Here is a 23760-nt window from a genome sequence, read left to right on the forward strand (position 1 = left end):
ATCGCGCCGGGATTTTTTTGCACGTTGCCCGCTCTCGCCAGCGTGCGGGGGCCGGGAAGACGCCACACCTCCTGCCACGGCATTAACCATGCCCCGATATCAAAGGGTTAGGGCAAGGTTTCATTAAGCGCACCATGTTGAATCAAAGCCTTTCGATCTCTGTGACCGAAGGCCTTTTTGCGACATGACAGCCACTGCCGCCCTCCCGATCCGCACACCTTTGAAAACGCTGGCGCTTGTCGCTCTGCTGGCGCTGTTGGCCGCTTGTGGACGCTCGCCCACGAGCCACATCGGCACGCCCGGCGACAATGATCCGCATGCCGGGGTGCGCCGCGCCTGGAGCCTGCCGATCCAGGGGCTCGACGTGGCCCGCTATCAGGGCCGGATCGACTTTTCGGCGGCCAAGGCCGGCGGGACGCACTTCGTCTTCATTAAGTCGACCGAGGGCAAGGACTACATCGATCCCAATTTCTACGACAACTGGCACCGGGCGAAGAACGCCGGGGTGGCGCGCGGCGCCTATCACTTCATGACCTGGTGCAGCCTCGCTTCGCAGCAGGCCGCCTGGTTCACCAAGATGATTCCCGCCGATCCGGACGCCCTGCCCCCGGTGCTCGATCTCGAGTGGAACAATCATTCGAGCTGCACCAACCGGCACAACCGCGAGGATATCCTCGAAAAGGTCCGTGTCATGCTGGCCGCGATGGAGCGCCACACCGGCAAGGTGCCGATCATCTATACCGACATGAACTTTTACCGCGACATCCTCGCGGGCGAGCATTTCGATTCCTCGTTCTGGCTGCGCTCGACCGCTGCCGAGCCGCACCACAAGTACGGCAACCGCCCGTGGCTGTTCTGGCAGTGGACGCAGACCGGCACGATGTCGGGCGTTCACACCGAAGTCGATCGCAACGCCTTTTACGGCAGCGAGGGCGAGTGGGTGCGCTTCCTGCTCACCGGCTGCGATCCGCGCAATGCCGAACGGCTCGGCGCACAGGGGCGTTGCCGCAGTCTCAAGTAGATGTGTTGGTGGCCGCCGGCCACCGCCACGCAATCTGCTTGTGCCGGATCAGCCGCAGGTCTAGCGTCCGCGGTCAGCCGGACCAGCGTGGTCCGCGCGTGGAGGATCGATCATGGCCAAAGGCCAGTTACGCAAGAACAAGGAAGCCAAGAAGCCCAAGCAGGACAAGGCCGCAAAGCCCACGCCTGGTGGCTCCACCGTGACCTCGACGATGGCGCGCAAGTAGCGGTCAGCCTGTCAGGCCCGGGATCAGCCCGCTGGTCCTGATGCCGTCGAAGACAAACTGCACCGCCAGGGCGGCGAGCAGAATACCAACGACCCGCGACACCACCGACAAACCGGTGAGCCCCAACAGCCGCTGGATCGGTATCGCGATCAACAGCGTCAGCCAGGCCAGTGCCAGGATGGCGACGATGGCCAGCAGAACCAGCCAGAACTCGAGATCGGACTTCGCGCCGGTCGTGAGCAGAATGACTGCGCTGATGGCGCCGGGCCCGGCCAGCAACGGCATGGCAAGCGGGAAGACAGAAATGTCTCCCGCCTGTCTGGCCTCTTTTTCCTCTTCATCCGTCGTGCCGGTGCCGCCCGAATGGCGGGCGAACACCATGTCGATCGCGATCAAAAGCAGCAGCACACCGCCCGCGGTGCGCAGCGCCGGAATGGTGATGCCGAACAGGTCGAGGATGGCGTTGCCGAGCACAGCAAAGAACAACAGGATCGCCAGTGCGATTAGCACGCCGCGGGTCGCGAACACGCGCCGTTCCGCTGGCGTGTTGTCCTTGGTCAGCGCCGCGAAAATGAAGGCGATGTCGGCGACGCCAACCGTCGCGAACAGAGTCGCTATTGCGACAAAGAAGCTGCTCATCGTGTTCCCCGAAGTCGAAGCCCAGCCCTAAGCCATTTTGCGCGTCCGGGCAAAGGGCCATCGCGGGCGGCGGGACATATCAGGGCACAGGGCGTTGCGCCTCCAGCCAAGCGCGAGCACCGGGACGGCGGCAACAGCGTGCGGTCTGGCTATACGAGCTCGACCACCAACCGGTCTACCAACTCCGAGAGGCCGGCTTCACGGTCCGATGCCACAAGAACCACAACTGCAATTCCCGGGTCGGGCATACGGACGGCGCGGGCGCGAGCGCCGACCCAACTGCCGCCGTGCAATTAGAGCGATCGGCCAGAGTGCCGACGCAGGCCGATGCCCCAGCCATAGTCCACCGCAGAACCGTTCGACAGCCGTCCGGGCCGGGTCATCCGGTTTGCCAGCCTGAGCTCATCGCGATTCATCATTGCGAGCCAGCGCGCGAAATCGGCGGCCGTGGTCCACACGCCACCGTCACCGATTGAACACGGCAGGATTGGACCCATCCGCTCCCACTGAGGTTCGCTACCGGGCTCACTCGCAAAGCCGATTCCGGTGAGCTCGAAGGGACGCAAAAGTCGCTGTTTGGCGAACGCGGTAAAGCTCTGCCCGGCCTGCCGCGCGACGACCTCAGCCAGCAGGATATAGCCGGCATTGGAATAGATATGTGCCGCGCCCGTCACATGCGGCAGTTCTGGCATCTGCCGCAATTGCGCTAGCGCATATTCCGACGTCCAGCGCCCCGAGCCGAGCGCGTCCTCCATCGTCCCGCTCTCCGGCAAGCCGCCGGTGTGGTGGGCAAGTTGGCTGATCGTGACGCCATTCGCCCAACCCGGCAGATCGGGCATGTAGCGCGACAGAGGCGCATTCGGATCGAGGCGCGCTTCGCAAACCAGCAGCGCTGCCGCTGCGCCGGTCATCTGCTTGGCGAGGCTGGCAAGATAGAACCGATCCGTCAGGGCAACGGGGCGCCCGTCGGGCCATTCCCCGCCGACAGCCTCGAATATCTCTCCGTTCTGGTCAGCGACCGCGATGGAAAGCTGAGTCCCATCGTCAAACCCCGCCGCGGCAATGGCACGTGGCAGGTCAGGGCGCATTACCCCACCCGTTTCTCGATGGCGTCCCAGATCATCACCGAGATATCGGGACCGCCGAAGCGCTTGATTTCGCGGATGCCGGTGGGGCTGGTGACGTTGATTTCGGTCAGGTAGTCGCCGATCACGTCGATGCCGACGAAGATCATGTCGCGCTGTTTGAGTGCCGGGCCAATGGTGGCGCAGATCTCGCGCTCGCGTTCGGTCAGCTCGCTGAGTTCGGGACGGCCGCCGACATGCATGTTGGAGCGCGCCTCGCCATCAGCGGGGATGCGATTGAGGCCGGCCACCGGCTCGCCGTCGATCAGGATAATGCGCTTGTCGCCCTTGCGCACATCCGGCAGGTATTTTTGCACCATGAAGGGCTCGGGGAAGTTCGTCTCGAACAATTCGATCAGCGAGGCGAGGTTCTGGTCGCCCTCCTGCAGCAGGAATACGCCGGCACCGCCATTGCCGTAGAGCGGCTTCAAGATGATGTTGCCGTGCTCGCGGCGGAAGTCGCGGATCATCTCGCGGTCGCGCGTCACCAATGTCGGCGGCATCAGCTGCGGAAATTCGGTGACGAGGATCTTCTCGGGCGCATTGCGCACGTGGGCCGGCGGATTGACTACATAGGTCCTAGGGTGCAGCCGCTCCAGCATATGGGTCAGCGTGATGTAGTTCATGTCGAAGGGCGGATCCTGCCGCATCAGCAGCACGTCGTATTCTGCCAGATCGCCGCGGGCGAACTCGCCCAGCGTGAAATGCTCGCCCTTGGGTTTGTCGAAGACCTCGACCGGCGCCAGATTGGCCGAGACGACATTGTCGCGCAGGGCAAGCGACTGCGGCACGTAGTAGGCCAGTTCATGGCCACGGGCCTGGGCCTCGAGCATCATGGCGAAAGTCGAATCGCCGAGCGGAGTGATGGTCTCGATGGGGTCCATTTGGACCGCGACTTTGAGGGTCATGTTACGTCCTGGCTGGCGTCAAAGGCATGCTTCAAATGACGCGGCCACCTGAAGGGTGCAAGGAAAATCACGTCAAATCGCAATGTGGTGGCCGCCAGTGCGGGGTGACGCGACAGGTAATAGCCCGCTGCCCGGGAGATCCGGCGGCGGTTCACCGCAGCCAGCGCATCGGCATAGGCATGGGTGCTGCGCCGCGCCTTGACCTCGACGAACACGGTCACGCCGCCGCGCCGCGCGACGAGATCGATCTCGCCGACCGGGGTGCGGACGCGTTCGGCGACGATGGTGTAGAATTTCGCTCTGAGATACCAGGCAGCCAGGCGCTCGCCACGCCGGCCGAAGAGTTCGGCTGCCAGCCGGCTAGGATGCGGCTTTGAGGGCGAGCGCGGCATTGTAGACCAGCTTGCGCTTGAGCCCGAACCGGGCGGTGATTTCGTCGACGGCGGCGCGAAGCGGTTGATCGCCCAGGGCTTCGGTCAGCGCCGCCTGCCAGTCGGCCTCATCGACGGCATGCGCCGTCGCACCGGCGACGAGAATTACGGCTTCTCCCTTGGTCGTTTCGGCCTCGAAATGGTCGGCAAGTTCCGACAGCAGCCCACGATGCTGGCGCTCGAAGCGCTTGGTCAGCTCCAGCGCGACCACCGCCTCGCGGTCCGAGCCGAACGCCTCGGCCATGGCGGCCAGCGCGGGGCCGAGGCGGCGCGGCGATTCGTAAAAGACCAGCGTTTCGGGGCGCGATACCAGCGGCGTCAGGGCATTGGCGCGGGCGCCGGCCTTTGGCGGCAGGAAGCCGATAAAGGCAAAGCTGTCGGTCGGCAGGCCGGCAACCGCCAAGGCGGCCAGCAGCGCCGAAGCCCCGGGCGCAGCATAGACCGGATGGCCGGCTTCGCGCGCGGCGCGCACCAGCGGGAAGCCGGGATCGGACAGCAACGGCGTGCCGGCGTCCGATATCAGCGCGATCACCTTGCCCTCGGCGAGCATGCGCAGCACATCGTCGATCCGCGCCCGCTCATTGTGCTCATGCAGCGCCTGGCGCGCAGTGCGGATGGCGAAATGCTCGAGCAGCGTTGCCGAATGCCGCGTATCTTCGCACAGGATCAGGTCGGCGCCGGCCAGCGTTTCCAGCGCGCGCAGCGTGATATCGCGCAGATTGCCGATGGGCGTCGCCACGACATGCAGCCCGGGCTGGCCGGGTGGCGCTTCGAAACTGGTGCCCTGAATGGTGTAGCTGGACGGCCGATCGGCCACAGGCATTCCCCCGATGAGTTAAGTGCAGGTTAACGTCGGTCTTTAAGCGGCGGCTCCGTTTCTGTATAGACGCGTTTGGGTGCCCTGCCGCCACCCGGGCGGTACATTTTATGGGCTCACGGGTTATTTCGACGATTGCAGAGGGTGAGCACGTGACATCGAGCAAGCACGGCGGCGCGTTCAGGACACTGAGAACGATGGGTATCGGGCTCGTGACGGTGGCGCTGCTTGCAGCCTGTTCGACGGGCGGTCTCAATTTCGGCCCGAGCGGCACGACTTCGGGCGGCACAACCAGCTCCGATACGCTGCCAACGGCCAGTGGTCGGACATTCGGCAGCGGGCCGGTGCGCGTGGCGTTGCTCTTGCCGCTCAGCGGCGACCCCTCGCTGGTTCAGGTCGGCACCTCGCTGGCCAATGCCTCGGAACTCGCGGTCGACTTCATCCAGAACAGCGGCACGATCCAGGACAATATCACCGTGGTGGTGAAGGATACAGGCGATGGTGCTGGCGGGGCCACCCAGGCTGCAAGGGAAGCGCTGGCCGAAGGCGCGAGCCTGATCCTCGGGCCGCTGCGCGCCGATCAGGTGACGGCAGCCGGACAGGTGGCGCGGGCCGCGGGCATCCCCGTAATCGGCTTTTCCAACAATTCCGGCGCTGCGGCGCCAGGCATCTACCTGCTGAACGTTCTGCCCGAGACCGAAATGAAGCGGTCGATGAGCTATGTGAACAAGATCGGCAAGCGCGCCTATGCTGGCGTCTTCCCGACGACCGCGTTCGGCCGGATCCAGGAAGGTGCCTTCCGTCAGGCGGCAGCCGATCTCGGACTGGCGGCGCGGGCTGTATATAATTTCTCGTCGGAAGCCGAGGCGCGCACCATCGTCACGCAGCTGACCCCGCTGATCCAGGCAGGGCAGATTGACACCGTGTTCATCCCCGACCGGGCGACGGCACCGAGCTTTGCCAACCTGCTCGCCGAAGCCGGCATCGAACCCGGCAAGGTGCAGCTCGTCGGCTCGGCCGACTGGAATGGCGATGCGTCGATCTACAATACCACGACGCTGGCCGGGGCGATCTTCCCGGCTGTCGACGATGCCGGTCTGGCGGCGCTGACGCCGGAGTATCAGGCGAAATTCGGCGGTACGCCGCATCCGCTCTCGACCATTGCCTATACGGCCACAATCCTCGCCAACGCATCGTCGCTGGCCAATGGCACGCCGCGCTACGACCGCGCGCAGCTGACGCTGCCGGCCGGGTTCAATGGTCGTGACGGCGTGTTCCGCTTCCTTGCCAATGGACGCAGCGAATATGCGCTGGTGATCAAGCAGGTGGCGATCGGCAGCGCCAGCATCGCCGAAGGCGCGAAGCTCTAGCGGCCTAGCAGCTGACTGCGCGCTTGGTCACGACGCAGGTTCCGTCATCGGTGACCACGAGATTGCCGCCGTCAAAAGGGGTCATCGAGAGGAACGACCCGGCGGTCATCGAGCGCAGGAAGGTCCAACCGCCGGCGCCGCCCCAGATTGCAAACAGCGCTGCGCCCATGTCGGGCTGCAGCTCGATGCCGGGATAGCGGACGTAGGGGCTGTAGATGCCATCGCTCGAATAGACGCCGGTTGCCGTCTCGACGATCTTGACGGTCTCGCTTCGGCCGTAGCCGATCTTTTCGACTTCGCTGTATCCCAGGGGCTCGGTCGAGACACTGTCATCGATCACGACGCCGGGGGCGCTCTTGAAGTCCCAGCGGACCAGATCGTCCATGCGAATGGCGGGCGGCAGAATCTCGTTGGCTGAGCTGAGCAGCGTTGCCATCGGCTCGGCTTTGGCAATCGCGGGCGGCAACAGACTGGGCAAGGCCATCAGCATCGCCGCGCCACCGATCACGGCAGCCGTGGTGATGATGGTCCTGGTGTCGCTTTTCATACCCAAGATCCTCTCGAGCCGGTGCGCTGGCGTTAACCAGACATCAACCATACCGAGAGCAATTGGGTCAAAATGGAACAGGCATTATACTTAATTTAACCACGTTAAGCTTGGCGTTGGTTCACACAGCCAGTTGTGCCAGCTGAGTCTCGACCGTCGCGACGAACCGATCATGCGCCTCGCGGGTCGGCCAGGGCCGGATCAACTGCTCGAACGGCTCGAACTCGAACAGCGGCACGCTCGGTTCCCCGAAGAAGCGCCGCGCCTCGTCCACGGCGAAGCCGGCGAGGTGGGTGGCTTCGAGGTAGGCGGCTTCGCGATCGGCCTTCTTGATCTGCCGCGTCAACGCCGTGGGCGGTGTGGCGGGCAGCGAAAAATGCAGGTGCACCGCGCCGAGCAGCCGGTTTTCGACATCCTTGTAATTGCCGCCCATCGCCGCCTTGAAGGGCGAGATGATGTCGCCCATCACGTATTCGGGTGCATCATGCAGCACCGCATAGAGCAGTGCGCGTGCATCGGCCGTCGGATTGACCGCCCGGAACAGTTCGAGCACCAGCACCGAATGCTGCGCCACCGAAAAGGGATAGTCGCCGACCGTCTGACCGTTCCAGCGCGCCACGCGCGCCAGTCCATGCGCGATGTCGACGAGTTCGACGTCGAGCGGCGAGGGGTCGAGCAGATCCAGCCGTCGACCGCTCAGCATGCGCTGCCAGGCGCGCGCCCTGCTCACCACCATGATCTGCCCCCGATGCTGAAGGCCGCAGACTAGTCGGCGGACGTTGATTCGCCAAACGCGTAGCTGGCCCATTCCGGCGATGCGACGCGAACGGGCGCGCCATCGACGCTGACAGCCGCTGGATCGGAGATCCGATCGAGCCGCAGGATCGCGACGGCCGTGCCATCGACCACCTTGCCCAGACGCCCGGCCTCGCGGCCGCCGGCCGATACGGCAGAGCCGGGGGGCGTGGACGGCGGGAGCCCCGACACGATCACCGGACGCCGACGCGCGGTGCCGCGATGCTTCATGCGGCTTACGACCTCCTGACCGATGTAGCAGCCCTTGGCGAAGTCGATGCCGCCAAGCAGATCCAGGCCGATATCGTGGGCAAACACCTCGTCGATGCCGAAATCGCTGCCCTGCTCCGGCACGCCGGCGGCGATGCGGCGCGCGGCGTAGCTGTCGTCCGCCTCCAGCCAGTCTGCAGCCGAGGCTTTCTCAGCAATGACGCGGGTGCCAAGCCCGCGCGGGTCGAGATGGGTGACGCCCGCCCCCGGCTCTTCGGCGCTCCAGCCGACCGCGTGGCTATTGCGCAAATCCGCGATCTCGAGATCGGCGCGCAGCTTGTAAAGCCGCATCTTTTTGTAAAAGGCGTCGGCGACCGACGCATCGACATCGAGCCAGAAGGCGTCGTCAGCCCAGCCGCTCAGCCCTTCGGCCTGCACCTTGCCCTGCGGCGACAGGAGCGCCCAGGGCACGCCGGGACCGGGCTCGGCCATCAGACGACCGGTAACAACGTCAAAGAGCAGCTTTTGCGCGTCCGGGCCTGAAAAGCGGAAGGCGACACGATTGGGTCGATGGATTGTGGGCATGGCGGGCTTCCGTTACACCCGGCGCAACGACAGTAGGCCGGGACCCCAGACATGGCGCAGTACGACACGATCTTCAAGAACGGCACCGTGGTGAACCACGACGGACGCCAGGTGATCGACATCGGCGTCACCAATGGGCGGATCGTGGCACTCGGCGATCTCGGGGCGTCCGATGCCGGTGACATCGTCGATTGCAGCGGGCTGCATGTGCTGCCGGGCGTCATCGATACGCAGGTGCATTTCCGCGAACCGGGACTGACGCAGAAGGAAGATCTGGAGTCCGGATCGCTTTCCGCAGTAATGGGCGGTGTGACGGGCGTTTTCGAAATGCCCAACACCAATCCACTGACCACGAGCCGCGAACGGTTCGAGGAAAAGATCGCGCTCGGCACCAACCGCATGCACTGCGACTTCGCCTTCTATGTCGGCGGGACGCACGAGAATGTCGGCGAACTGGCCGAACTCGAACGCCTGCCGGGCTGCGCCGGCATCAAGGTGTTCATGGGGTCGTCCACCGGCAGCCTGCTGGTCGCCGACGATGACGGCGTCGAAGCGATCCTCAATGCAATTTCGCGGCGCGCCGCCTTCCACTCCGAAGACGAGTTCATGCTCGAAGAGCGCAAGGGCCTGCGCGTGCCCGGCGATCCGTCGAGCCATCCGGTCTGGCGGTCACCCGAAGTCGCGATGGGCTGTACGCAGCGCCTCGTCGCGCTGGCGCACAAGACGGGTAAGCGCATTCATGTGCTGCACATCTCGACGGCCGACGAGATGGTGTTTCTGGCCGCGCACAAGGATGTCGCCTCGGTCGAGGTGACGCCGCACCACCTGACGCTGGACGAAACCGCCTACACGCGGCTCGGCACCTATGCGCAGATGAATCCGCCGGTGCGCGACACGGCGCATCGCGCAGGCATCTGGGCCGGGGTCGCCAACGGCGTTGCGGACATTCTCGGCTCCGACCACGCACCGCATACGCGGGCGGAGAAGGACCATCCCTATCCCGAGAGCCATTCCGGCATGACCGGGGTGCAGACGCTGGTGCCGATCATGCTCGACCACGTCAATGCCGGCCGGATGAGCCTCGAACGCTTCGTCGACATGACCAGCCATGGCCCGAACCGGCTGTTCGGCATTGCCAACAAGGGGCGGATCGCTGCCGGCTACGATGCCGACCTGACGATCGTCGACCTCAAGCGCACCGAAACAATCACCAATGAATGGGTGAAGAGCCGCGCCGGCTGGACGCCCTACGACGGGGTTTCGGTCACGGGTTGGCCTGTCGGCACCGTGGTGCGCGGCCAGCGTGTCATGTGGCAGGGCGAACTGGTGACGCCGAGCACCGGCCAGCCGATGCGCTTCATCGAGTCGCTTTAGGCGCTACTGCAGATTGCGGGTCACGCTGTACTCGCCGCAGCGGATGCGGTCGGGCAGCGTGGCAATGAGATCGGCAATGGCGATTTCACCGTGGCGTTCGACCAGCGCGGCCAGCGCGGCGAACAGCGAGGCATGGGCAAGCGCCAGCGAGGGCACAGCGTCGTCTTCGGCGGCGTTCCACGCTTCTGCCAGGTACTCGAGGGCCAGCTGACGGTCCTCGTTATCCTGGGCAGAGGGCGGCTCGAAGGCCGAATCGGCGGAGGTGGTCTTGTAGTCTTTCATTCCGACGGGCGTAGCATGCCGTGTGCGGCGCCGCGCGGCGCACCTTTGCAAAGGGTTAATGTCGGGCCGTCAATTCTCAGAACTCTGAGCTTCATACGCTATTCTGCATATCGGGTGTGCAGATCGCGTGCCGTGCGCTCCGCTTCGCGCATCAGCCGCGAGAGTGCCGCCGTCGCCGATACGGTGCAGGCGCGATAGAGCCGCGCATAGGCGGTGTAGCCGGCATTGAACGCTCCGGCGAGGCGCTGGCGCCGGTCATCGTCAGGCTGATCGAGGTCGATCAGATCCTGCATCTGGGCCCGCCAGTTGGCCGATTCCTGACGGCAGAGCGGATCGAGGAAATAGAGGCTGCCGAGGATTTCGGACAGGCGCTCCATCTCCGGCTGATACGGCGGATCGATGGCGCGGGCCGGCTGACCGAGCAGCACGAGGAAGGCAAGACCGGCGATGGCAAAACGAATGGCGCGCATGGGCTCATTGGTAGTCGAAAGCCGAAGCGCTCTCAACTGCGCTCGAACATGCGGGCGGCGCGGGTGATCACACTGTCGAGATGCGGGGTGACCGGCAGAGTGCCCAGGTTCTCGGGCCTCAGCCAACGATGACCGGAAATCTCCTCGTTGGGCGTGATGGCGCCCTCGAAGGCCTCGGTGGCAAAGACCTGCAGCACGAAGCGGCGCTCGCCGCCGAGCTGCATGCGCGTCACCGGTCGCAGCGCGAAAACCGTCAGCCCGAGTTCTTCCGACAGTTCCCGGGTGGCGCACTGATCGGCGCTCTCGCCCGGTTCGAGACGTCCGCCCGGCAGGCTCCATAACCCCGACCATGGCGCGAACGCGCGCTGGATCAACAGCACCTGGCCGCGATGCACGAGGGCGACGCTGGCGGCATTGGGCAGGTCTTCGGTGGGGCTCATCGCTGTCAGATTGCAGTTTGCGGCCAGAGCGGCAAGGCCCTATCTAACAGACAAAGGAGAGATGCGATGTGCGGACGCTATGCGGCAACCCTGCCGCCCGAACAGCTGGCCGAACTGTTCCAGCTGCTGAACACCATCGCCTTTCCGCCGCGCTACAATATCGCGCCCACCCAGCCGATCGCCGTGATCTGGGAGCAGCAGGCACGCCGCACCATTCAGCTGGTGCGCTGGGGCTTTGTGCCCAGCTGGGTGAAGGACCCGCGCGAGTTTACCCTGCTGATCAATGCCCGAGCCGAGACGATGGCCGAAAAGCCGTCGTTCAGGAACGCGGTGCGCAACGGCCGCTGCATCGTCCCCGCCTCGGGCTATTATGAATGGAAAACAGGACCAGACGGCAGCAAGCAGCCCTATTACATCACCATGGCCGATGGTTCGCCGATGATGTTCGCGGGGCTTTATTCGCAATGGGCCGGGCCGGATGGCGAGGAGGTCGACACCGCCTGCATCGTCACGGTGGAGCCCAATACCGAGGTGCGCGCGATCTACAACCGCATGCCGGCAATCCTCACCGGCGAGGCGATCGAGGCCTGGCTGAACACCCGCGACGTCGAGCGTGAGGCTGCGGCGCAGCTCGCCCTGCCGCTACCCGATGGATCGGTCAAATATCATCCGGTCAGCAAGGCCGTCGGCTCGGTGCATGCCGATGGGCCCGAGCTCATTCGCCCGATCCCGCTGGATGAAGCCGAGGTGCGCCCCAGCAAGGTGAAAAAGGCCGCCAGTGGCGGTGGCCAGCTGGACCTGTTCTGAGGGCTCAGATGCCGATGTCAAAATAGCCCAGCGCGTCGCAGATCGCGTCTTCCTCGTAGCCGAGATGCGATAGAAGTACCCGCTCCAGCGCGCGATAGACCTCGACGGTCTCCTCGAAGCGATCGGCGCCCGGTTCGGCCGCCAGCGCGTTCAGGGCATCGACCAGCCGCAACAGCAGCTCGTGGACGACCACATGCTCGGCCTGCAGGCGCTCGGCGATCGCAGCGAAACCGGGACCGTGCTTGGCGATCTCGGGGAAGATCGCATAGTCCTCGATCGAATGATGGGTGTGCACGACCTGGCAATATTGCCCGCACAGATTGCCGAAGCGCCGGAAGTTCGAGACCATCTCGAGGCCCGAGGTTGCCTCGGCCACCTCGGCGGGGCTGGCCTTGCCCGCCGCGGCCCGCTCGATGAGCTTGCCGATCGTCACCATGTTGTCGCGCAGGTGGTCGTGAATGGCGCGCAGATGATTGCCAGGCATCTTCTGGCGGGGCGTCAGCCCCTCCAGACGGATCGGAGGCGGGCGGGTGGCGTCGTCGAGAAAGCTGATATTCAGAAGCATGGCGGTGATTTGGGGTGATCCGGGGCGAGGATCAAGAAGGCACCTCGATGTAACCGGACGGCTTGGCGATCCGCCTTCGTGCCCTAGCCCAGCACCTTGCCCGGATTGAGAATGCCGTTGGGATCAAGCGCCTGCTTGATGGCGCGCATCATTTCGAGCGCTACCGGATCCTTCACCTGCTTGAGCAGGCCGGTCTTCAGCTGGCCGATGCCGTGCTCGGCCGAAACCGAACCTCCGAGCCGCTGCACGACCTCGTAGATCACCGCATTGGCAAGCGGCTCTTCCGCCATGAAGGCGGCGCGGTCGGCGCCGACCGGCTGGCTGAGATTGAAATGGATATTGCCATCGCCCAGATGGCCGAAGGCGCAGGGGCGAATGCCAGGAATGGCCTTGATCACGGCTTCCGACCCCTCGGCGATCAGTTGCGGCACGGCGGCAATGGGCACCGACACATCGTGCTTAATCGAGGCGCCCTCCTTCGATTGCACCTCGCTCATCTGCTCGCGCGCTGCCCACATGGTGACGCGCTCGGTCTCGGAACTGGCAACCACCGCGTCGCTCACCAGTCCTGCCGTGATGGCATCTTCGAGGCCCGACTGCAGGGCCCCATCGGGCGTTCCCTGCATGCGATTGACCTCAGCCAGCGCATACCAGGGTGATGGGCTGGCCGTCGGGTCGGTGGCCAGCAGACCATGCTTCAGCTGCAGGTCGATACCGAAGCGCGGCATGATCTCGAATGCCGTGAGCCGGCTGCCCGTACGGTCGCGCAGCCGATAGAAGAGCTCCAGCGCCTGGGCCGGGCTTTCGACATTGACGATTGCGGTTTCGTGCGCCTCGGGCTGCGGGAAGAGTTTCAGCGTCGCCGCCGTGATGAAGCCCAGCGTGCCCTCAGCACCGACCAGCAGATCCTTGAGGTCGTAGCCGGTATTGTCCTTTTTCAGCGCGTTCAGCCCCTGATAGAGCCGCCCGTCTGCGAGCACCGCCTCGACGCCGAGGGTCAGTTCGCGCGCATTGCCGAAGGCCAGCACCTGCACGCCACCGGCATTGGAACTGAGCAGGCCACCAATGCGGGCCGAGCCCTGGCTGGCGAGCCAGAGGGGGAACATGGCGCCCGCCTCTTCGGCGATGCGATGTGCCTCTTCGAGGATTACACCGGCCTCGAGGGTCATGTTGCCGGCAGCCGCATTGACGGCGCGCACCTTGTCGAGCCGCTTGAGGCTGACCACCACCTCGTCACCACGCAGCGGCACCTGGCCGCCCACCAGCCCGGTATTGCCGCTTTGCGGAATCAGCGGCACGCCGGCGCCATTGGCCCAGCGGCAGAGCGCCTGTAGCGCCGGCACATCGGGCGGCATGGCGATTGCTACCGCAGGCGTATGAAAGCGCTTGCGCGGTTCGTTCAGATAGGCCGGCATGTCGGCCCTATCGGTGATGATCGCGGCGTCGCCGAGAGTCGTGCGCAGGCCGGCGATGACTTCATTGGGTGAGAGCGGCATGGCCGGAACCATAGCCGCAGGCCGGCCATTCGCAAGGGCGAACTTGCTCCGATGCCGTGCTCATGCGACAAGCGCGCCGAGCTGAAAATCGGCAAAGGAAGGACAGGACATGGCGCAGGGTTTGATGGCCGGCAAGAAGGGCCTGATCATGGGTGTCGCCAACAAGCACTCGATTGCTTGGGGCATCGCGAAGGCGCTGGCTGACCAGGGCGCCGAGATCGCCTTTTCCTATCAGGGCGAAGCGCTGAAAAAGCGCGTCGAGCCGCTGGCTGCGGAGATTGGCGTCACCACGCTGGTCGAGTGCGACGTCACCAGCGACGCAGCGATGGACGAGACCTTCCAGGTGCTGAAGGACAAGTGGGGGACGATGGATTTCCTCGTCCACGCGATCGGCTTTTCCAACAAGGACGAGCTGGAAGGCCGCTATATCGATACCAGCGCCGACAATTTCGCGATGACCATGAATATCTCGGTCTATTCGTTTACCGCCGTCGCCAAGCGCGCCGAAGCGATGATGAACGCAGGCGGGTCGCTGCTAACGCTGACCTATTATGGCGCCGAGAAATACGTGCCGAACTACAATGTGATGGGCGTGGCCAAGGCCGCCCTCGAGGCCTCGGTGCGTTACCTTGCCGCCGACATGGGCCCGAACGGCATCCGCGTCAACGCGATCTCCGCCGGTGCCATCAAGACGCTCGCGGCCTCCGGCATTGCGGGTCTGCGCGACATGCTGCGCTGGCAGGAAAAGTCGGCGCCGCTGAAGCGCAACGTGACCCAGGACGAGGTCGGCACCGCTGCCGCCTACCTGCTCAGCGACCTGTCATCGGGTGTTACCGGACAGGTGCAATATGTCGACTGCGGCTTCAACATCATCGGCATGTATGTCGACCAGCCAGATGCTGCGAAGCCAACCGACTGACCTGAACGCCGACTGATCGCCCTTTAGCCGCCCGCCTGCCCAGGATCTGTGCCCATGTCTTTCGTCTGGCCTGAACTCTACTTCATCCGCCACGGCCAGACCGACTGGAATGCAGAGGGGCGCTATCAGGGCTCACGCGACATTCCGCTCAATGCGATCGGCCAGGGACAGGCCGACCACAATGGCGTGCTGCTGGCGCAGCTGCTGGAGCGGGATGGCCGCACGGCAGGGGACTTTTCCTGGCATGTGTCGCCGCTCGGGCGGACGCGGGAGACGATGCAGCGCGTCCAGGCCGCCTTCAGCGCCCCGCCGGAAGCGGTGCCCGACAAGCGGCTCGTCGAGGTGTCCTTCGGCATTTACGAAGGCAAGCTGCACGATGAGCTGACGCCGGGCGAGATGGTGGTCGCCGGCGAGCGGGACGCCAGTTTTTGGGATTTCCGGCCACCCGGGGGCGAGAGCTATCAGGACGTGGCCGAACGCATTCTCGATTTTGCGGGCGAGCTGAAGGGACCTGCGGTGATCGTGGCGCATGGCGGTATCCTGCGGGTGATGCGCCGGCTGATCGAGGACTATCCAGTCGAAGAGGCCGTGAACTGGTTCCCGCCGCAGGACAATGTCGTGCACTTCATCGATGGCAAGAGCACCTTCCATCCGGCCAGCGGGGCCGCGGCGGACTGACCGTCCCACCCGCTGGGCTCACGCGGTGGCGCTGGCTCGATTGACGCTTTCCCGCTCCGCCCCTAGAACGCGGGCAACCAGCGGGGCGCGCATATGAGTTTCAACAGTTTCGGTCAGCTCTTCCGTTTCACCACCTGGGGCGAAAGCCACGGGCCGGCGCTCGGCGTCGTCGTTGACGGGTGCCCGCCCATGCTGCCGATCAGCACCGAGATGATCCAGCGCGACCTCGACCGGCGCAAACCCGGTCAGTCGCGCTTCACGACGCAGCGGCGCGAAGCCGATCAGGTGCAAATCCTCTCCGGCACGTTCGAAGACGAGCGCGACGGCGTGACCAAGAGCACCGGCACGCCGATTTCGCTGATGATCGAGAACACCGACCAGCGCTCCAAGGACTATTCCGAGATCAAGGACAAGTTCCGGCCCGGGCACGCCGATTACACCTATCAGCAGAAATATGGCATCCGCGACTACAAGGGCTCTGGCCGTGCCTCGGCACGCGAGACGGCTGCACGGGTCGCCGCTGGCGCCATCGCGCGGCAAGTCCTGGCCGGCGTCACCATCCGGGCAAGCCTTGTGCAGATGGGACCGCACAAGATCGATTATGACAACTTCGACTGGGATCAGGTGAACGAAAATCCGTTCTTTTGCGCCGATCCGAAGGCGGCGCAGCTTTGGGAAGGCTATCTCGACGGCATCCGCAAGGACGGCAATTCGGTAGGCGCGGTGATCGAGGTCGTCGCCGAGGGCGTACCGCCGGGTTGGGGGGCCCCGATCTACGGCAAGCTCAGTGCCGATCTCGCGTCTGCGATGATGTCGATCAATGCCGTCAAGGCGGTGGAGATCGGCGCCGGCTTCGAGGCGGCGAGCCTGACCGGCACGGAGAATGCAGACGAGATGCGCGCCGGCAATGCGGGGCCCTATTTCACCTCGAACAAGGCAGGCGGCATTCTTGGGGGTATTTCGAACGGCGATCCGGTGGTCTGCCGCTTTGCGGTCAAGCCGACGTCGTCGATCCTATCGCCGCGGCAATCGGTGACCGTCGACAATCACGATACAGATGTGGTGACCAAGGGAAGGCACGACCCATGCGTGGGTATCCGCGCGGTGCCGATCGGAGAAGCCATGATGGCCTGCGTGCTGGCCGATCATTATCTTCGGCATCGGGGTCAGACAGGCCGTGAGGGCGGCGTCGGCTTCTGATTGTCCTGTCAAATTCAGTATCGCGTTTGACGAAAAAGCACCAAGATGCTGCATCGATGGTCTCATAGACCCGGGCGCCCGCCGAGATGCTGCGGCGGGTGGTGGATGAAGTTGTAGGTCGACCATGCTTACAAAATGCCGAGCATTGCTCCTGGCCGACTCGCCGGCTGGCACCCATGTGCTCGACCGGTTTGCCAGACATGTCGGGTTCACGCAGTCTGGCACGCCGGGACGGTCGCTTGCCGATGTCGCGCTGGAAGTCCCGATCTTCTTTTTCGTGCACCAGGGCATGCCGGATGCGCTGCTGACCGCAACCATTCGCTGGGTGCGCAGCCACCACCAACCGGTGGTGCAATATGCACCGATCATCGTCATCGCGCGTGACGGACCGGCCGAGGAAACGCTCAAATATGTTCACATGGGCTGCGACGATGTCATCGTCATGCCGGAGGAGCCCGAGGTTCTGGTCTCGCGCCTGAAGGTCCATGTGACGGAAGAGCAGATCTACTTCGAAACCCCCACCTATCTTGGTCCGGATCGCCGCCGCATGGAGGCGCCGCGACCGCCCCGCGACGAGCGACGCGACGCGTCGTCGTCGGCGCATCGCCGGCTGACCATCCGGCGGGTGCCGGGGCACGGCGTGTTCGTGCTCAAGAGCGAGCGCTTCGGCGATGACGGCCAGCCCGTCGCCTACGACCCCGAGGCAGCCAGCGCGAACACCGAAACCGTTTCCTGATTGCCGTCGCCGCCGGTGATCGGTGAGGCGACCGACATCAGATGCTGCCATCCCGCATCGGCCATGAAGCTGGTCACAGCGGCGATGGCCCCGGCGATCGCAGCCGGATCGGTGACGATCCCACCCTTGCCGACATAATCACGCCCGACCTCGAATTGCGGCTTGATGAGCAGCACGGCATGGGCGCCGGGCGCGACCAGACGCAAAGGGGTCTTCAGAACCTTGAGCAGCGAGACGAAACTGATGTCGCAAACGATCAGCGAGATCGGGTCGGGTATCAGGTCCCGATCGAGGCTCTTGGCGTTCTGGCCTTCCAGGCTGATGACACGCGGGTCTTCGGCAATACGCTGATGCAGTTGATCATGGCCGACGTCGACGGCGTAGACGCGGGCCGCGCCGCGCTCGAGCAGCACCTCGGTGAAGCCGCCGGTGGAGGCACCGAGATCGAGCGCAATCTGTCCGGTGGGGTCGATCTGCGCGGCGTCGAGACCGGCGATCAGCTTGAGTGCGGCGCGCGAGACATAGCGTGCCGCGGGATCATCGATCGTGATCTCATCGGCATCTGAAACGAGCTGCCCGGGCTTGCGCGCCGACTGGCCATTGACCTGCACCGTGCCGCGGTTGACGGCGTCGCGCGCGCGGGCCCGGCTCTGGATCAGACCACGCGCCTCGAGCGCCAGATCGAGCCGGATGCGCCTCGCCTCACGCAACGGCTTACTTCGGGTCGAGCGGCTCGGTGCCCGCCGGCTGACCATTGCGCAGGGTGATCTTTTCGATGCGCGCTTCAGCCTGTTTCAGCAGCCCTTCGCAATGCGCCTTGAGGGCTTCGCCGCGCTCGTAGATGGCGATCGACTCGGCGAGCGGCGCCTGACCGCTTTCGAGCTTGCCGACGATACCCTCAAGTTCCTTGAGAGCCGCCTCGAAGCTCATGGCGCGAATGTCTGCGTTGGCCTGATCTGTGCCGGTGTCGGTCATTGCGCTGCTCCATTGGCGAAAGGTGAACTGTGCCCAGGGTGTTGTTAGCGCCCCGGGCGACAGGTCACAAGTTCAGCTGATCTCGATGTCGCAGCTGTGCACATAGTCGCGGTCGGGCCCGTAGATGATCGACGGGAACTCCGGATGATGCACCGCGTCGGGCAGGTCCTGATCCTCGAGACAGAAGCCGGTGTATTTGCCGTAGCTTGGGCCGCCGGGCACCTGAACATCGGTCCAGGGGCTGGAGTAGAGCTGCAGACCGGGCCGGTCTGTCCAAAGTTTGAGCCGCAGGTCGCCCTCTGGTGACACCACTTCGGCCACCGGCTGGCTGAGGTCCCGTCCGTCGCGCAGCACGAGATTGCCGTCGTATTCGACGATGTTGCCATCGCCGTCCCGCAGGGTGCGCGGCTGGCGCAGGTCCCACTGCGTGCCCTCGACGGGGAGCACACGACCGGTCGGGATCAGCTCGTCATCGACCTCGGTGTAGGCATCGGATTCGATCCGGTAGCTGTGGTTGACGATCAGCGGCATGGTGCCGAGATTGAAATACTGGTGCTGAACGACGTTGATCGGCGTGCGGCGATCAGCGGTCGCGTGCATGCGCAGCGACAGCGTGTTGCCGGCCAGCGAGTAGGTGAGTGTGAACTTCACTTCGCCAGGAAAGCCCATGTGGCCATCGGGCGAGGTGTGGGTGAAGACCACCGCGTTATTGGCCGTATCCGCCTCGGCCTGCCAGACCTGACGGCCCAGCCCATCGGGTCCGCCATGCAGCGTGTGGGTGAGAAAGTTCGCCGGGAGATTGTAGGTCTCGCCGTCGAGTTCGAAGCTGGCGTTGCGGATGCGGTTTGCGACGCGACCGGCGATGGAGCCGAAGTAGGGCGAATGTTCGGGATAGGGTTCAAAGCTGTCGAAGCCCAGAACGACAGAACGCATGCCGCCGCCGACAGGGACCCGCCAATCGCGCACCACCACGCCCCAAGTCATGATGTCGACTTCGACACCGGTATCGCTGCGCAGGGTGAACTGGTCGACGCGCTGGCCGTTGAAAGTGCCGAATTCTTTAGATTCGATGGTCATGGTGCCCTCCTCTTTGCTGCCTGATACCCCGGATTGTTCGACTGAGAAAGCCGTGGAATCTTGACGGCACAGCCGGAAATCGCGAGGTTCCCGATCCAGGGGGCGAGATGGACGACATCAAGCGACGAACAACGGTGCACGATGTGGCACGTGAGGCCGGGGTGTCACTGGCGACAGTGGACCGTGTGCTGAACGCGCGACCGGGCGTCCGCGCAGAAACTGCCAAGAAGGTCGAGAATGCCATTCGCGCCCTGGATTTCCGGCGCGATATCTCGGCATCGCTGCTGGCGCGGGCGCGCGACCTGAATGTCACCTTCCTCATTCCCGACGGCGACAATGCCTTCATGCGCAGCCTGGTCGCCGCCATCGATCGCCGGGCGCGGGCGCTGAAGGGCGAACGGATCGATATCTCCACAATCCTCGTCCAGGCCTTCGACGGCACGGCCCTCGCAGCCGCGCTCGATCTGCTCGACCCCGTCAGCTGCGACTGCGCGGTGATCGTTGCGACGGAAGACGAAGTGGTGCGGCAGGCGATCGAGCAGGCGAGCCGGCGCGGCGTCGCGATCGTGACGCTGGTATCGGACTTTCCCGGTTCGGCGCGGCAGCATTTTGTTGGCGTCGACAATGTCGCGGCGGGACGCACCGCAGCGTCACTGATCGGACGCTTCTGCCCCGCTGGGCCCGTGGGACTGATCGCCGGATCGCTCAGTCTGGCGGACCATCTGGACCGGCGCGAAGGTTTCGAGGCGGTGCTGGGCGCGGAGTTTCCGCAGCTCAAGATCGTCGGTCCGATCGTCAGCAGGGACAGCGACCCACTGACGGAACAGGCGGCACGGCAGCTGCTCGATGAGGGCGTTGTCGCGATCTACAATCTTGGCGCGGGCAATAGCGGATTGCTGGCGGCGCTCTCCGACACCGGCAACACGGGCCGCGTGCATGTCGTGGCGCATGAATTGAGCGAAGCAACGCGGGCCGGACTGCGCAGTGGCGCGATCGATGTGGTGATCGACCAGAACCCCGATGGAGAGATTGCGGCGGCGTTGGCGATCGCCCGCGCCATCGCAATCGGGCAGGATCCAGGGACCTTTTCCGATCCCATTGAAATCGGTCTCTTTATGCGCGACAATCTGCGTTAAGAGTGAATGACCGCCACAAGGCGGCAGACAGCCGGTCGGTGACCGGTGGGAGGGGTCAAGAACACATGATGGTTTCAACCAGCTCTGAGGTACGTGCCTCATGACGTATCTGGGAATTGACGTCGGCACGTCCGGCGTCAAGGCCATGCTGATCGACCGCGAAGGCCGGCCGATCGGCGAGGCCACCGCCAAGGCGATGGAGCCGGTGCGCCCGCAGCCAGGCTGGTCGGAGCAACGTCCGATCGACTGGTGGACGGCGACGCTGGAAGCGGCCGACCGTCTTGCCAAGGACTATCCCAAGGAGATGGCGGCGGTACGCGGCATTGGCCTGTCCGGGCACATGCATGGCGCGACGCTGCTCGACCGGGAAGACAAGGTCCTGCGCCCTTGCATCCTTTGGAACGACGGCCGCTCGGCCGCCGAGTGTGCCGAGATGGAAGCCGAGATGCCGCGACTGCGCGACATCGCCGGCAATATCGCCATGCCGGGGTTCACGGCCCCCAAGCTGGCCTGGGTGCGCAAACATGAACCCGAGATCTTCGAGCGCATCGCCAAGGTGCTGTTGCCCAAGGCCTATGTGCGTTTGCTGCTGACTGGCGAGTATGTCGAGGACATGTCGGATGCGGCCGGAACGCTGTGGCTCGACGTGGGCAAACGCGACTGGTCGGACGAGCTGCTGGCGCTGACCGGGCTGACGCGCGAACAGATGCCGCGGCTGGTCGAGGGCTCGGAACGGTCGGCAGCGCTGAAGCCGGAGTTCGTCAATCGCTGGGGCATGAGCGGCGAGGTGGTCGTTGCGGGTGGCGCCGGCGACAATGCGGCCGCTGCCTGCGGGATCGGGGCCATCCGGCCGGGCGAGGGCTTTGTGTCGCTCGGTACGTCCGGCGTGCTGTTCGTGTCCAATGACCGCTTCCGCCCCAATACCGAAGGCGCGGTGCATGCGTTCTGCCATGCCATCCCCGATACCTGGCACCAGATGGGCGTGATCCTGAGCGCCACCGACAGCCTCAACTGGCTGAGCCGGGTGACCGGGCAGACGCCGCAGGAGCTGTCCGCGGCGGCCGAGGCCCGGTTTACCGGGCCGCGGGAGGAGATTTTCCTGCCCTATCTGAGCGGGGAGCGCACGCCACACAACAACGCCGCGGCGCGCGGCAGCTTCATCGGGCTCAGCCATCTGAGCGATGCGACGCTGATGGCACAGGCGGTCATGGAGGGCGTCTCCTACGCGTTCCGGGATTGCCAGCGGGTCCTCAAGGATGCGGGTACCGAGATCGGGCAGCTGCTCGCGGTCGGCGGCGGCAGCAAGTCGACACTGTGGCTGAAGATGCTGGCGGCCAACCTCAATTGCGAGATCCTGCTGCCTGAGGACGGCGACTATGGCGGCGCATTGGGCGTCGCCCGACTTGGGCTGTGCGCGGCCGAGAGGGTCAGCCCCGAAGAGGTCATGACCATGCCTGGCATTGCCAAGGTGATCACGCCGGATGCGGCGCTCATTGAAACCTATTCCGAACACTATGCGCGCTATCGCGCACTCTATCCGGCTATCGAGGAGACACGTACGTGACCGACTTCTTCAAGGGCATCTCGCCCGTCAAATTCGAGGGGACTTCGTCCACCAACCCGCTCGCCTATCGTCACTACAACAAGGACGAGATGGTGTTGGGCAAGCGGATGGAAGACCATATCCGGCCTGCCGTCGCCTATTGGCACAGCTTTGCCTGGGAAGGCGGCGATCCCTTCGGTGGACGCAGCTTCGATCGCCCCTGGTATGTCGGCGGGATGGAAGGCGCCAAGATCAAGGCCGATGTCGCGTTCGAGATGTTCGATCTTCTCGATGCGCCCTTCTTCTGCTTCCATGATGCCGATATCGCGCCCGAGGGCGATACGCTGGCCGAGAGCAACAAGAACGTGCGCGAGATTGCCGAGATCTTTGCGCGCAAGATGGAAACCTCGCGCACGCGGCTGCTGTGGGGCACGGCGAACCTGTTCTCCAACCGTCGCTACATGGCGGGCGCCGCGACCAACCCCGATCCGGATGTGTTCGCCTATGCCGCGGCTCAGGTGAAGAACGTGCTCGAGATCACCAAGGATCTCGGTGGCGCCAATTACGTGCTTTGGGGCGGCCGCGAGGGCTATGAGACCCTGCTGAACACCCGCATCAAGCAGGAGCAGGACCAGGCCGCGCGCTTCCTCAGCATGGTGATCGACCACGCCAAGAAGATCGGCTTCGATGGCCAGATCCTGATCGAGCCCAAGCCGCAGGAGCCGACCAAGCACCAGTATGATTACGACGTCGCGACGGTCTATGGCTTCCTCAAGACCTATGGTCTCGAAAAGGAAGTGAAAGTGAACATCGAGGTCGGTCACGCCTTCCTCGCCGGGCACAGCTTCGAGCACGAACTGGCCGTTGCCGGTGGCCTGGGCATGCTCGGTTCGGTCGATGCGAACCGCAACGACCTGCAGTCTGGCTGGGACACCGACCAGTTCCCCAACAACCCGGGTGAGATGGCGCTGGCCTTTTACCAGATCCTCAAGGCGGGCGGGCTCGGCAAGGGCGGCTTCAACTTCGACGCGAAGGTGCGGCGCCAGTCGATCGATCCGGCCGACCTGCTGCATGGCCATGTCGGCGGGCTCGACGTTCTGGCACGCGGGCTCAAGGGCGCCGCGGCGATGATCGAGGACGGCACGTTCGACAAGGCGCTGGACGACCGCTATGCCGGCTGGCAGAGCGCCGAAGCCCAGGCCATGCTGAATGGCGAGGTCACGCTGGAAGATATTGCCAAGCGCGTGGAAGCTGAAAACCTCAATCCGCAGCCGCGCTCCGGTCAGCAGGAGTATCTGGAAAATCTGGTCAATCGCTTCATCTAAGCGCTGACCATTTTTTCAGAAATCACGAAGCGGCCGTCTGTTTTTCAGGCGGCCGTTTTCTTTA

General features: G+C 64.5%; 27 protein-coding genes. 11 read left to right on the plus strand and 16 right to left on the minus strand.

What is annotated here, in order from left to right:
* The first annotated feature begins 184 nt into the window (after nt 1–184).
* Nucleotides 185–1021 (plus strand): GH25 family lysozyme, encoded by an 837-nt coding sequence (locus tag ACN0TK_RS03775; RefSeq protein WP_417308106.1) that lies wholly within the window; start codon nt 185–187, stop codon nt 1019–1021.
* Nucleotides 1022–1250: 229 nt separating this feature from the next.
* Here ACN0TK_RS03775 and ACN0TK_RS03780 read toward each other — a convergent pair whose 3' ends face one another.
* The 5 genes from ACN0TK_RS03780 to rsmI all read right to left on the minus strand — a co-directional run bounded on the left by ACN0TK_RS03780 (nt 1251) and on the right by rsmI (nt 5172).
* The gene (locus tag ACN0TK_RS03780; RefSeq protein ID WP_417308107.1) at nt 1251–1886 is read right to left on the minus strand and encodes a MarC family protein; all 636 of its coding nucleotides are present in this window, start codon (nt 1884–1886) and stop codon (nt 1251–1253) included.
* A 293-nt stretch (nt 1887–2179) separates the two neighbouring features.
* The gene (locus tag ACN0TK_RS03785; RefSeq protein ID WP_417308108.1) at nt 2180–2974 is read right to left on the minus strand and encodes a serine hydrolase domain-containing protein; all 795 of its coding nucleotides are present in this window, start codon (nt 2972–2974) and stop codon (nt 2180–2182) included.
* Complete coding sequence (gene gshB, locus ACN0TK_RS03790) at nt 2974–3918, minus strand: glutathione synthase (RefSeq protein ID WP_417308109.1); 945 nt, start codon at nt 3916–3918, stop codon at nt 2974–2976. Before gshB ends, ACN0TK_RS03785 begins: the two co-directional genes overlap by 1 nt.
* Nucleotides 3915–4310, minus strand: coding sequence for a YraN family protein (locus ACN0TK_RS03795; protein WP_417308110.1), 396 nt, complete (start codon nt 4308–4310; stop codon nt 3915–3917). Before ACN0TK_RS03795 ends, gshB begins: the two co-directional genes overlap by 4 nt.
* The gene (gene rsmI, locus ACN0TK_RS03800) at nt 4279–5172 is read right to left on the minus strand and encodes a 16S rRNA (cytidine(1402)-2'-O)-methyltransferase (protein ID WP_417308111.1); all 894 of its coding nucleotides are present in this window, start codon (nt 5170–5172) and stop codon (nt 4279–4281) included. The genes ACN0TK_RS03795 and rsmI overlap by 32 nt, the downstream gene beginning before the upstream one ends.
* 191 nt (nt 5173–5363) lie before the next feature.
* Between rsmI and ACN0TK_RS03805 the strand changes: the two genes are divergently transcribed.
* Nucleotides 5364–6536 (plus strand): penicillin-binding protein activator, encoded by a 1173-nt coding sequence (locus ACN0TK_RS03805; RefSeq protein WP_417308112.1) that lies wholly within the window; start codon nt 5364–5366, stop codon nt 6534–6536.
* A gap of 4 nt (nt 6537–6540) precedes the next feature.
* On the opposite strand, the gene ACN0TK_RS03810 is transcribed toward ACN0TK_RS03805, so the two are convergent.
* The 3 genes from ACN0TK_RS03810 to ACN0TK_RS03820 form a co-directional block, all read right to left on the minus strand.
* Complete coding sequence (locus tag ACN0TK_RS03810) at nt 6541–7083, minus strand: hypothetical protein (RefSeq protein ID WP_417308113.1); 543 nt, start codon at nt 7081–7083, stop codon at nt 6541–6543.
* 121 nt (nt 7084–7204) lie between these two features.
* Complete coding sequence (locus ACN0TK_RS03815; RefSeq protein ID WP_417308142.1) at nt 7205–7813, minus strand: hydrolase; 609 nt, start codon at nt 7811–7813, stop codon at nt 7205–7207.
* Nucleotides 7814–7848: 35 nt separating this feature from the next.
* Complete coding sequence (locus tag ACN0TK_RS03820) at nt 7849–8673, minus strand: YgfZ/GcvT domain-containing protein (protein ID WP_417308114.1); 825 nt, start codon at nt 8671–8673, stop codon at nt 7849–7851.
* Nucleotides 8674–8724: 51 nt separating this feature from the next.
* Between ACN0TK_RS03820 and ACN0TK_RS03825 the strand changes: the two genes are divergently transcribed.
* Nucleotides 8725–10047, plus strand: a complete 1323-nt coding sequence (locus ACN0TK_RS03825; protein ID WP_417308115.1) for a dihydroorotase — start codon at nt 8725–8727, stop codon at nt 10045–10047.
* 3 nt (nt 10048–10050) lie between these two features.
* On the opposite strand, the gene ACN0TK_RS03830 is transcribed toward ACN0TK_RS03825, so the two are convergent.
* The 3 genes from ACN0TK_RS03830 to ACN0TK_RS03840 all read right to left on the minus strand — a co-directional run bounded on the left by ACN0TK_RS03830 (nt 10051) and on the right by ACN0TK_RS03840 (nt 11239).
* Complete coding sequence (locus ACN0TK_RS03830) at nt 10051–10329, minus strand: hypothetical protein (protein ID WP_417308116.1); 279 nt, start codon at nt 10327–10329, stop codon at nt 10051–10053.
* 98 nt (nt 10330–10427) lie between these two features.
* Nucleotides 10428–10799, minus strand: coding sequence for a TIGR02301 family protein (locus ACN0TK_RS03835; RefSeq protein ID WP_417308117.1), 372 nt, complete (start codon nt 10797–10799; stop codon nt 10428–10430).
* A 32-nt stretch (nt 10800–10831) separates the two neighbouring features.
* Nucleotides 10832–11239 (minus strand): NUDIX hydrolase, encoded by a 408-nt coding sequence (locus ACN0TK_RS03840; RefSeq protein ID WP_417308118.1) that lies wholly within the window; start codon nt 11237–11239, stop codon nt 10832–10834.
* Nucleotides 11240–11305: 66 nt separating this feature from the next.
* Between ACN0TK_RS03840 and ACN0TK_RS03845 the strand changes: the two genes are divergently transcribed.
* A complete protein-coding gene (locus ACN0TK_RS03845; RefSeq protein WP_417308119.1) occupies nt 11306–12046 on the plus strand; it encodes an SOS response-associated peptidase in 741 nt (246 codons plus the stop codon).
* Nucleotides 12047–12050: 4 nt separating this feature from the next.
* Here the strand turns inward: ACN0TK_RS03845 and ACN0TK_RS03850 are convergent, their stop codons facing one another.
* On the minus strand, nt 12051–12611 hold the full coding sequence (locus tag ACN0TK_RS03850) for a hemerythrin domain-containing protein (protein ID WP_417308120.1): 561 nt from the start codon (nt 12609–12611) through the stop codon (nt 12051–12053).
* An 83-nt stretch (nt 12612–12694) separates the two neighbouring features.
* Nucleotides 12695–14107, minus strand: a complete 1413-nt coding sequence (locus ACN0TK_RS03855) for an FAD-binding oxidoreductase (protein ID WP_417308121.1) — start codon at nt 14105–14107, stop codon at nt 12695–12697.
* 109 nt (nt 14108–14216) lie between these two features.
* Here ACN0TK_RS03855 and fabI point away from each other — a divergent pair, with 109 nt between their 5' ends.
* From fabI to ACN0TK_RS03875, 4 genes are all read left to right on the plus strand, one after another.
* A complete protein-coding gene (gene fabI / locus ACN0TK_RS03860; protein WP_417308122.1) occupies nt 14217–15026 on the plus strand; it encodes an enoyl-ACP reductase FabI in 810 nt (269 codons plus the stop codon).
* 54 nt (nt 15027–15080) lie between these two features.
* The gene (locus tag ACN0TK_RS03865) at nt 15081–15704 is read left to right on the plus strand and encodes a histidine phosphatase family protein (protein ID WP_417308123.1); all 624 of its coding nucleotides are present in this window, start codon (nt 15081–15083) and stop codon (nt 15702–15704) included.
* A gap of 93 nt (nt 15705–15797) precedes the next feature.
* Nucleotides 15798–16904, plus strand: a complete 1107-nt coding sequence (gene aroC, locus ACN0TK_RS03870; RefSeq protein WP_417308124.1) for a chorismate synthase — start codon at nt 15798–15800, stop codon at nt 16902–16904.
* 145 nt (nt 16905–17049) lie between these two features.
* The gene (locus tag ACN0TK_RS03875; RefSeq protein WP_417308125.1) at nt 17050–17640 is read left to right on the plus strand and encodes a hypothetical protein; all 591 of its coding nucleotides are present in this window, start codon (nt 17050–17052) and stop codon (nt 17638–17640) included.
* On the opposite strand, the gene ACN0TK_RS03880 is transcribed toward ACN0TK_RS03875, so the two are convergent.
* The 3 genes from ACN0TK_RS03880 to ACN0TK_RS03890 form a co-directional block, all read right to left on the minus strand.
* Complete coding sequence (locus ACN0TK_RS03880; RefSeq protein ID WP_417308126.1) at nt 17595–18350, minus strand: TlyA family RNA methyltransferase; 756 nt, start codon at nt 18348–18350, stop codon at nt 17595–17597. The two genes, ACN0TK_RS03875 and ACN0TK_RS03880, sit on opposite strands and share 46 nt — an antisense overlap.
* Nucleotides 18351–18354: 4 nt before the next feature.
* Nucleotides 18355–18615: an exodeoxyribonuclease VII small subunit gene (locus ACN0TK_RS03885; RefSeq protein WP_417308127.1), complete on the minus strand. Its 261-nt coding sequence runs from the start codon at nt 18613–18615 to the stop codon at nt 18355–18357.
* A gap of 72 nt (nt 18616–18687) precedes the next feature.
* Nucleotides 18688–19692, minus strand: coding sequence for an aldose epimerase family protein (locus tag ACN0TK_RS03890; protein WP_417308128.1), 1005 nt, complete (start codon nt 19690–19692; stop codon nt 18688–18690).
* Nucleotides 19693–19799: 107 nt separating this feature from the next.
* Between ACN0TK_RS03890 and ACN0TK_RS03895 the strand changes: the two genes are divergently transcribed.
* The 3 genes from ACN0TK_RS03895 (at nt 19800) to xylA (ending at nt 23696) form a co-directional block, all read left to right on the plus strand.
* Complete coding sequence (locus ACN0TK_RS03895) at nt 19800–20828, plus strand: LacI family DNA-binding transcriptional regulator (protein ID WP_417308129.1); 1029 nt, start codon at nt 19800–19802, stop codon at nt 20826–20828.
* A gap of 100 nt (nt 20829–20928) precedes the next feature.
* Nucleotides 20929–22392, plus strand: coding sequence for a xylulokinase (xylB, locus tag ACN0TK_RS03900; protein ID WP_417308130.1), 1464 nt, complete (start codon nt 20929–20931; stop codon nt 22390–22392).
* Complete coding sequence (xylA, locus tag ACN0TK_RS03905) at nt 22389–23696, plus strand: xylose isomerase (RefSeq protein ID WP_417308131.1); 1308 nt, start codon at nt 22389–22391, stop codon at nt 23694–23696. The genes xylB and xylA overlap by 4 nt, the downstream gene beginning before the upstream one ends.
* Nucleotides 23697–23760: the final 64 nt, after the last annotated feature.

The organism is Devosia sp. (assembly GCF_048261455.1).
Classification (GTDB): domain Bacteria; phylum Pseudomonadota; class Alphaproteobacteria; order Rhizobiales; family Devosiaceae; genus Devosia_A.

Excerpts from the sequence above, each read along its gene's own strand:
- ACN0TK_RS03775 (WP_417308106.1), top strand. The coding sequence starts at position 185 with ATGACAGCCACTGCCGCCCTCCCGATCCGCACACCTTTGAAAACGCTG.
- ACN0TK_RS03780 (WP_417308107.1), bottom strand. The coding sequence starts at position 1,886 with ATGAGCAGCTTCTTTGTCGCAATAGCGACTCTGTTCGCGACGGTTGGC.
- ACN0TK_RS03785 (WP_417308108.1), bottom strand. The coding sequence starts at position 2,974 with ATGCGCCCTGACCTGCCACGTGCCATTGCCGCGGCGGGGTTTGACGAT.
- gshB (WP_417308109.1), bottom strand. The coding sequence starts at position 3,918 with ATGACCCTCAAAGTCGCGGTCCAAATGGACCCCATCGAGACCATCACT.
- ACN0TK_RS03795 (WP_417308110.1), bottom strand. The coding sequence starts at position 4,310 with ATGCCGCGCTCGCCCTCAAAGCCGCATCCTAGCCGGCTGGCAGCCGAA.
- rsmI (WP_417308111.1), bottom strand. The coding sequence starts at position 5,172 with ATGCCTGTGGCCGATCGGCCGTCCAGCTACACCATTCAGGGCACCAGT.
- ACN0TK_RS03805 (WP_417308112.1), top strand. The coding sequence starts at position 5,364 with ATGGGTATCGGGCTCGTGACGGTGGCGCTGCTTGCAGCCTGTTCGACG.
- ACN0TK_RS03810 (WP_417308113.1), bottom strand. The coding sequence starts at position 7,083 with ATGAAAAGCGACACCAGGACCATCATCACCACGGCTGCCGTGATCGGT.
- ACN0TK_RS03820 (WP_417308114.1), bottom strand. The coding sequence starts at position 8,673 with ATGCCCACAATCCATCGACCCAATCGTGTCGCCTTCCGCTTTTCAGGC.
- ACN0TK_RS03825 (WP_417308115.1), top strand. The coding sequence starts at position 8,725 with ATGGCGCAGTACGACACGATCTTCAAGAACGGCACCGTGGTGAACCAC.
- ACN0TK_RS03830 (WP_417308116.1), bottom strand. The coding sequence starts at position 10,329 with ATGAAAGACTACAAGACCACCTCCGCCGATTCGGCCTTCGAGCCGCCC.
- ACN0TK_RS03835 (WP_417308117.1), bottom strand. The coding sequence starts at position 10,799 with ATGCGCGCCATTCGTTTTGCCATCGCCGGTCTTGCCTTCCTCGTGCTG.
- ACN0TK_RS03840 (WP_417308118.1), bottom strand. The coding sequence starts at position 11,239 with ATGAGCCCCACCGAAGACCTGCCCAATGCCGCCAGCGTCGCCCTCGTG.
- ACN0TK_RS03845 (WP_417308119.1), top strand. The coding sequence starts at position 11,306 with ATGTGCGGACGCTATGCGGCAACCCTGCCGCCCGAACAGCTGGCCGAA.
- ACN0TK_RS03850 (WP_417308120.1), bottom strand. The coding sequence starts at position 12,611 with ATGCTTCTGAATATCAGCTTTCTCGACGACGCCACCCGCCCGCCTCCG.
- ACN0TK_RS03855 (WP_417308121.1), bottom strand. The coding sequence starts at position 14,107 with ATGCCGCTCTCACCCAATGAAGTCATCGCCGGCCTGCGCACGACTCTC.
- fabI (WP_417308122.1), top strand. The coding sequence starts at position 14,217 with ATGGCGCAGGGTTTGATGGCCGGCAAGAAGGGCCTGATCATGGGTGTC.
- ACN0TK_RS03865 (WP_417308123.1), top strand. The coding sequence starts at position 15,081 with ATGTCTTTCGTCTGGCCTGAACTCTACTTCATCCGCCACGGCCAGACC.
- aroC (WP_417308124.1), top strand. The coding sequence starts at position 15,798 with ATGAGTTTCAACAGTTTCGGTCAGCTCTTCCGTTTCACCACCTGGGGC.
- ACN0TK_RS03885 (WP_417308127.1), bottom strand. The coding sequence starts at position 18,615 with ATGACCGACACCGGCACAGATCAGGCCAACGCAGACATTCGCGCCATG.
- ACN0TK_RS03890 (WP_417308128.1), bottom strand. The coding sequence starts at position 19,692 with ATGACCATCGAATCTAAAGAATTCGGCACTTTCAACGGCCAGCGCGTC.
- ACN0TK_RS03895 (WP_417308129.1), top strand. The coding sequence starts at position 19,800 with ATGGACGACATCAAGCGACGAACAACGGTGCACGATGTGGCACGTGAG.
- xylB (WP_417308130.1), top strand. The coding sequence starts at position 20,929 with ATGACGTATCTGGGAATTGACGTCGGCACGTCCGGCGTCAAGGCCATG.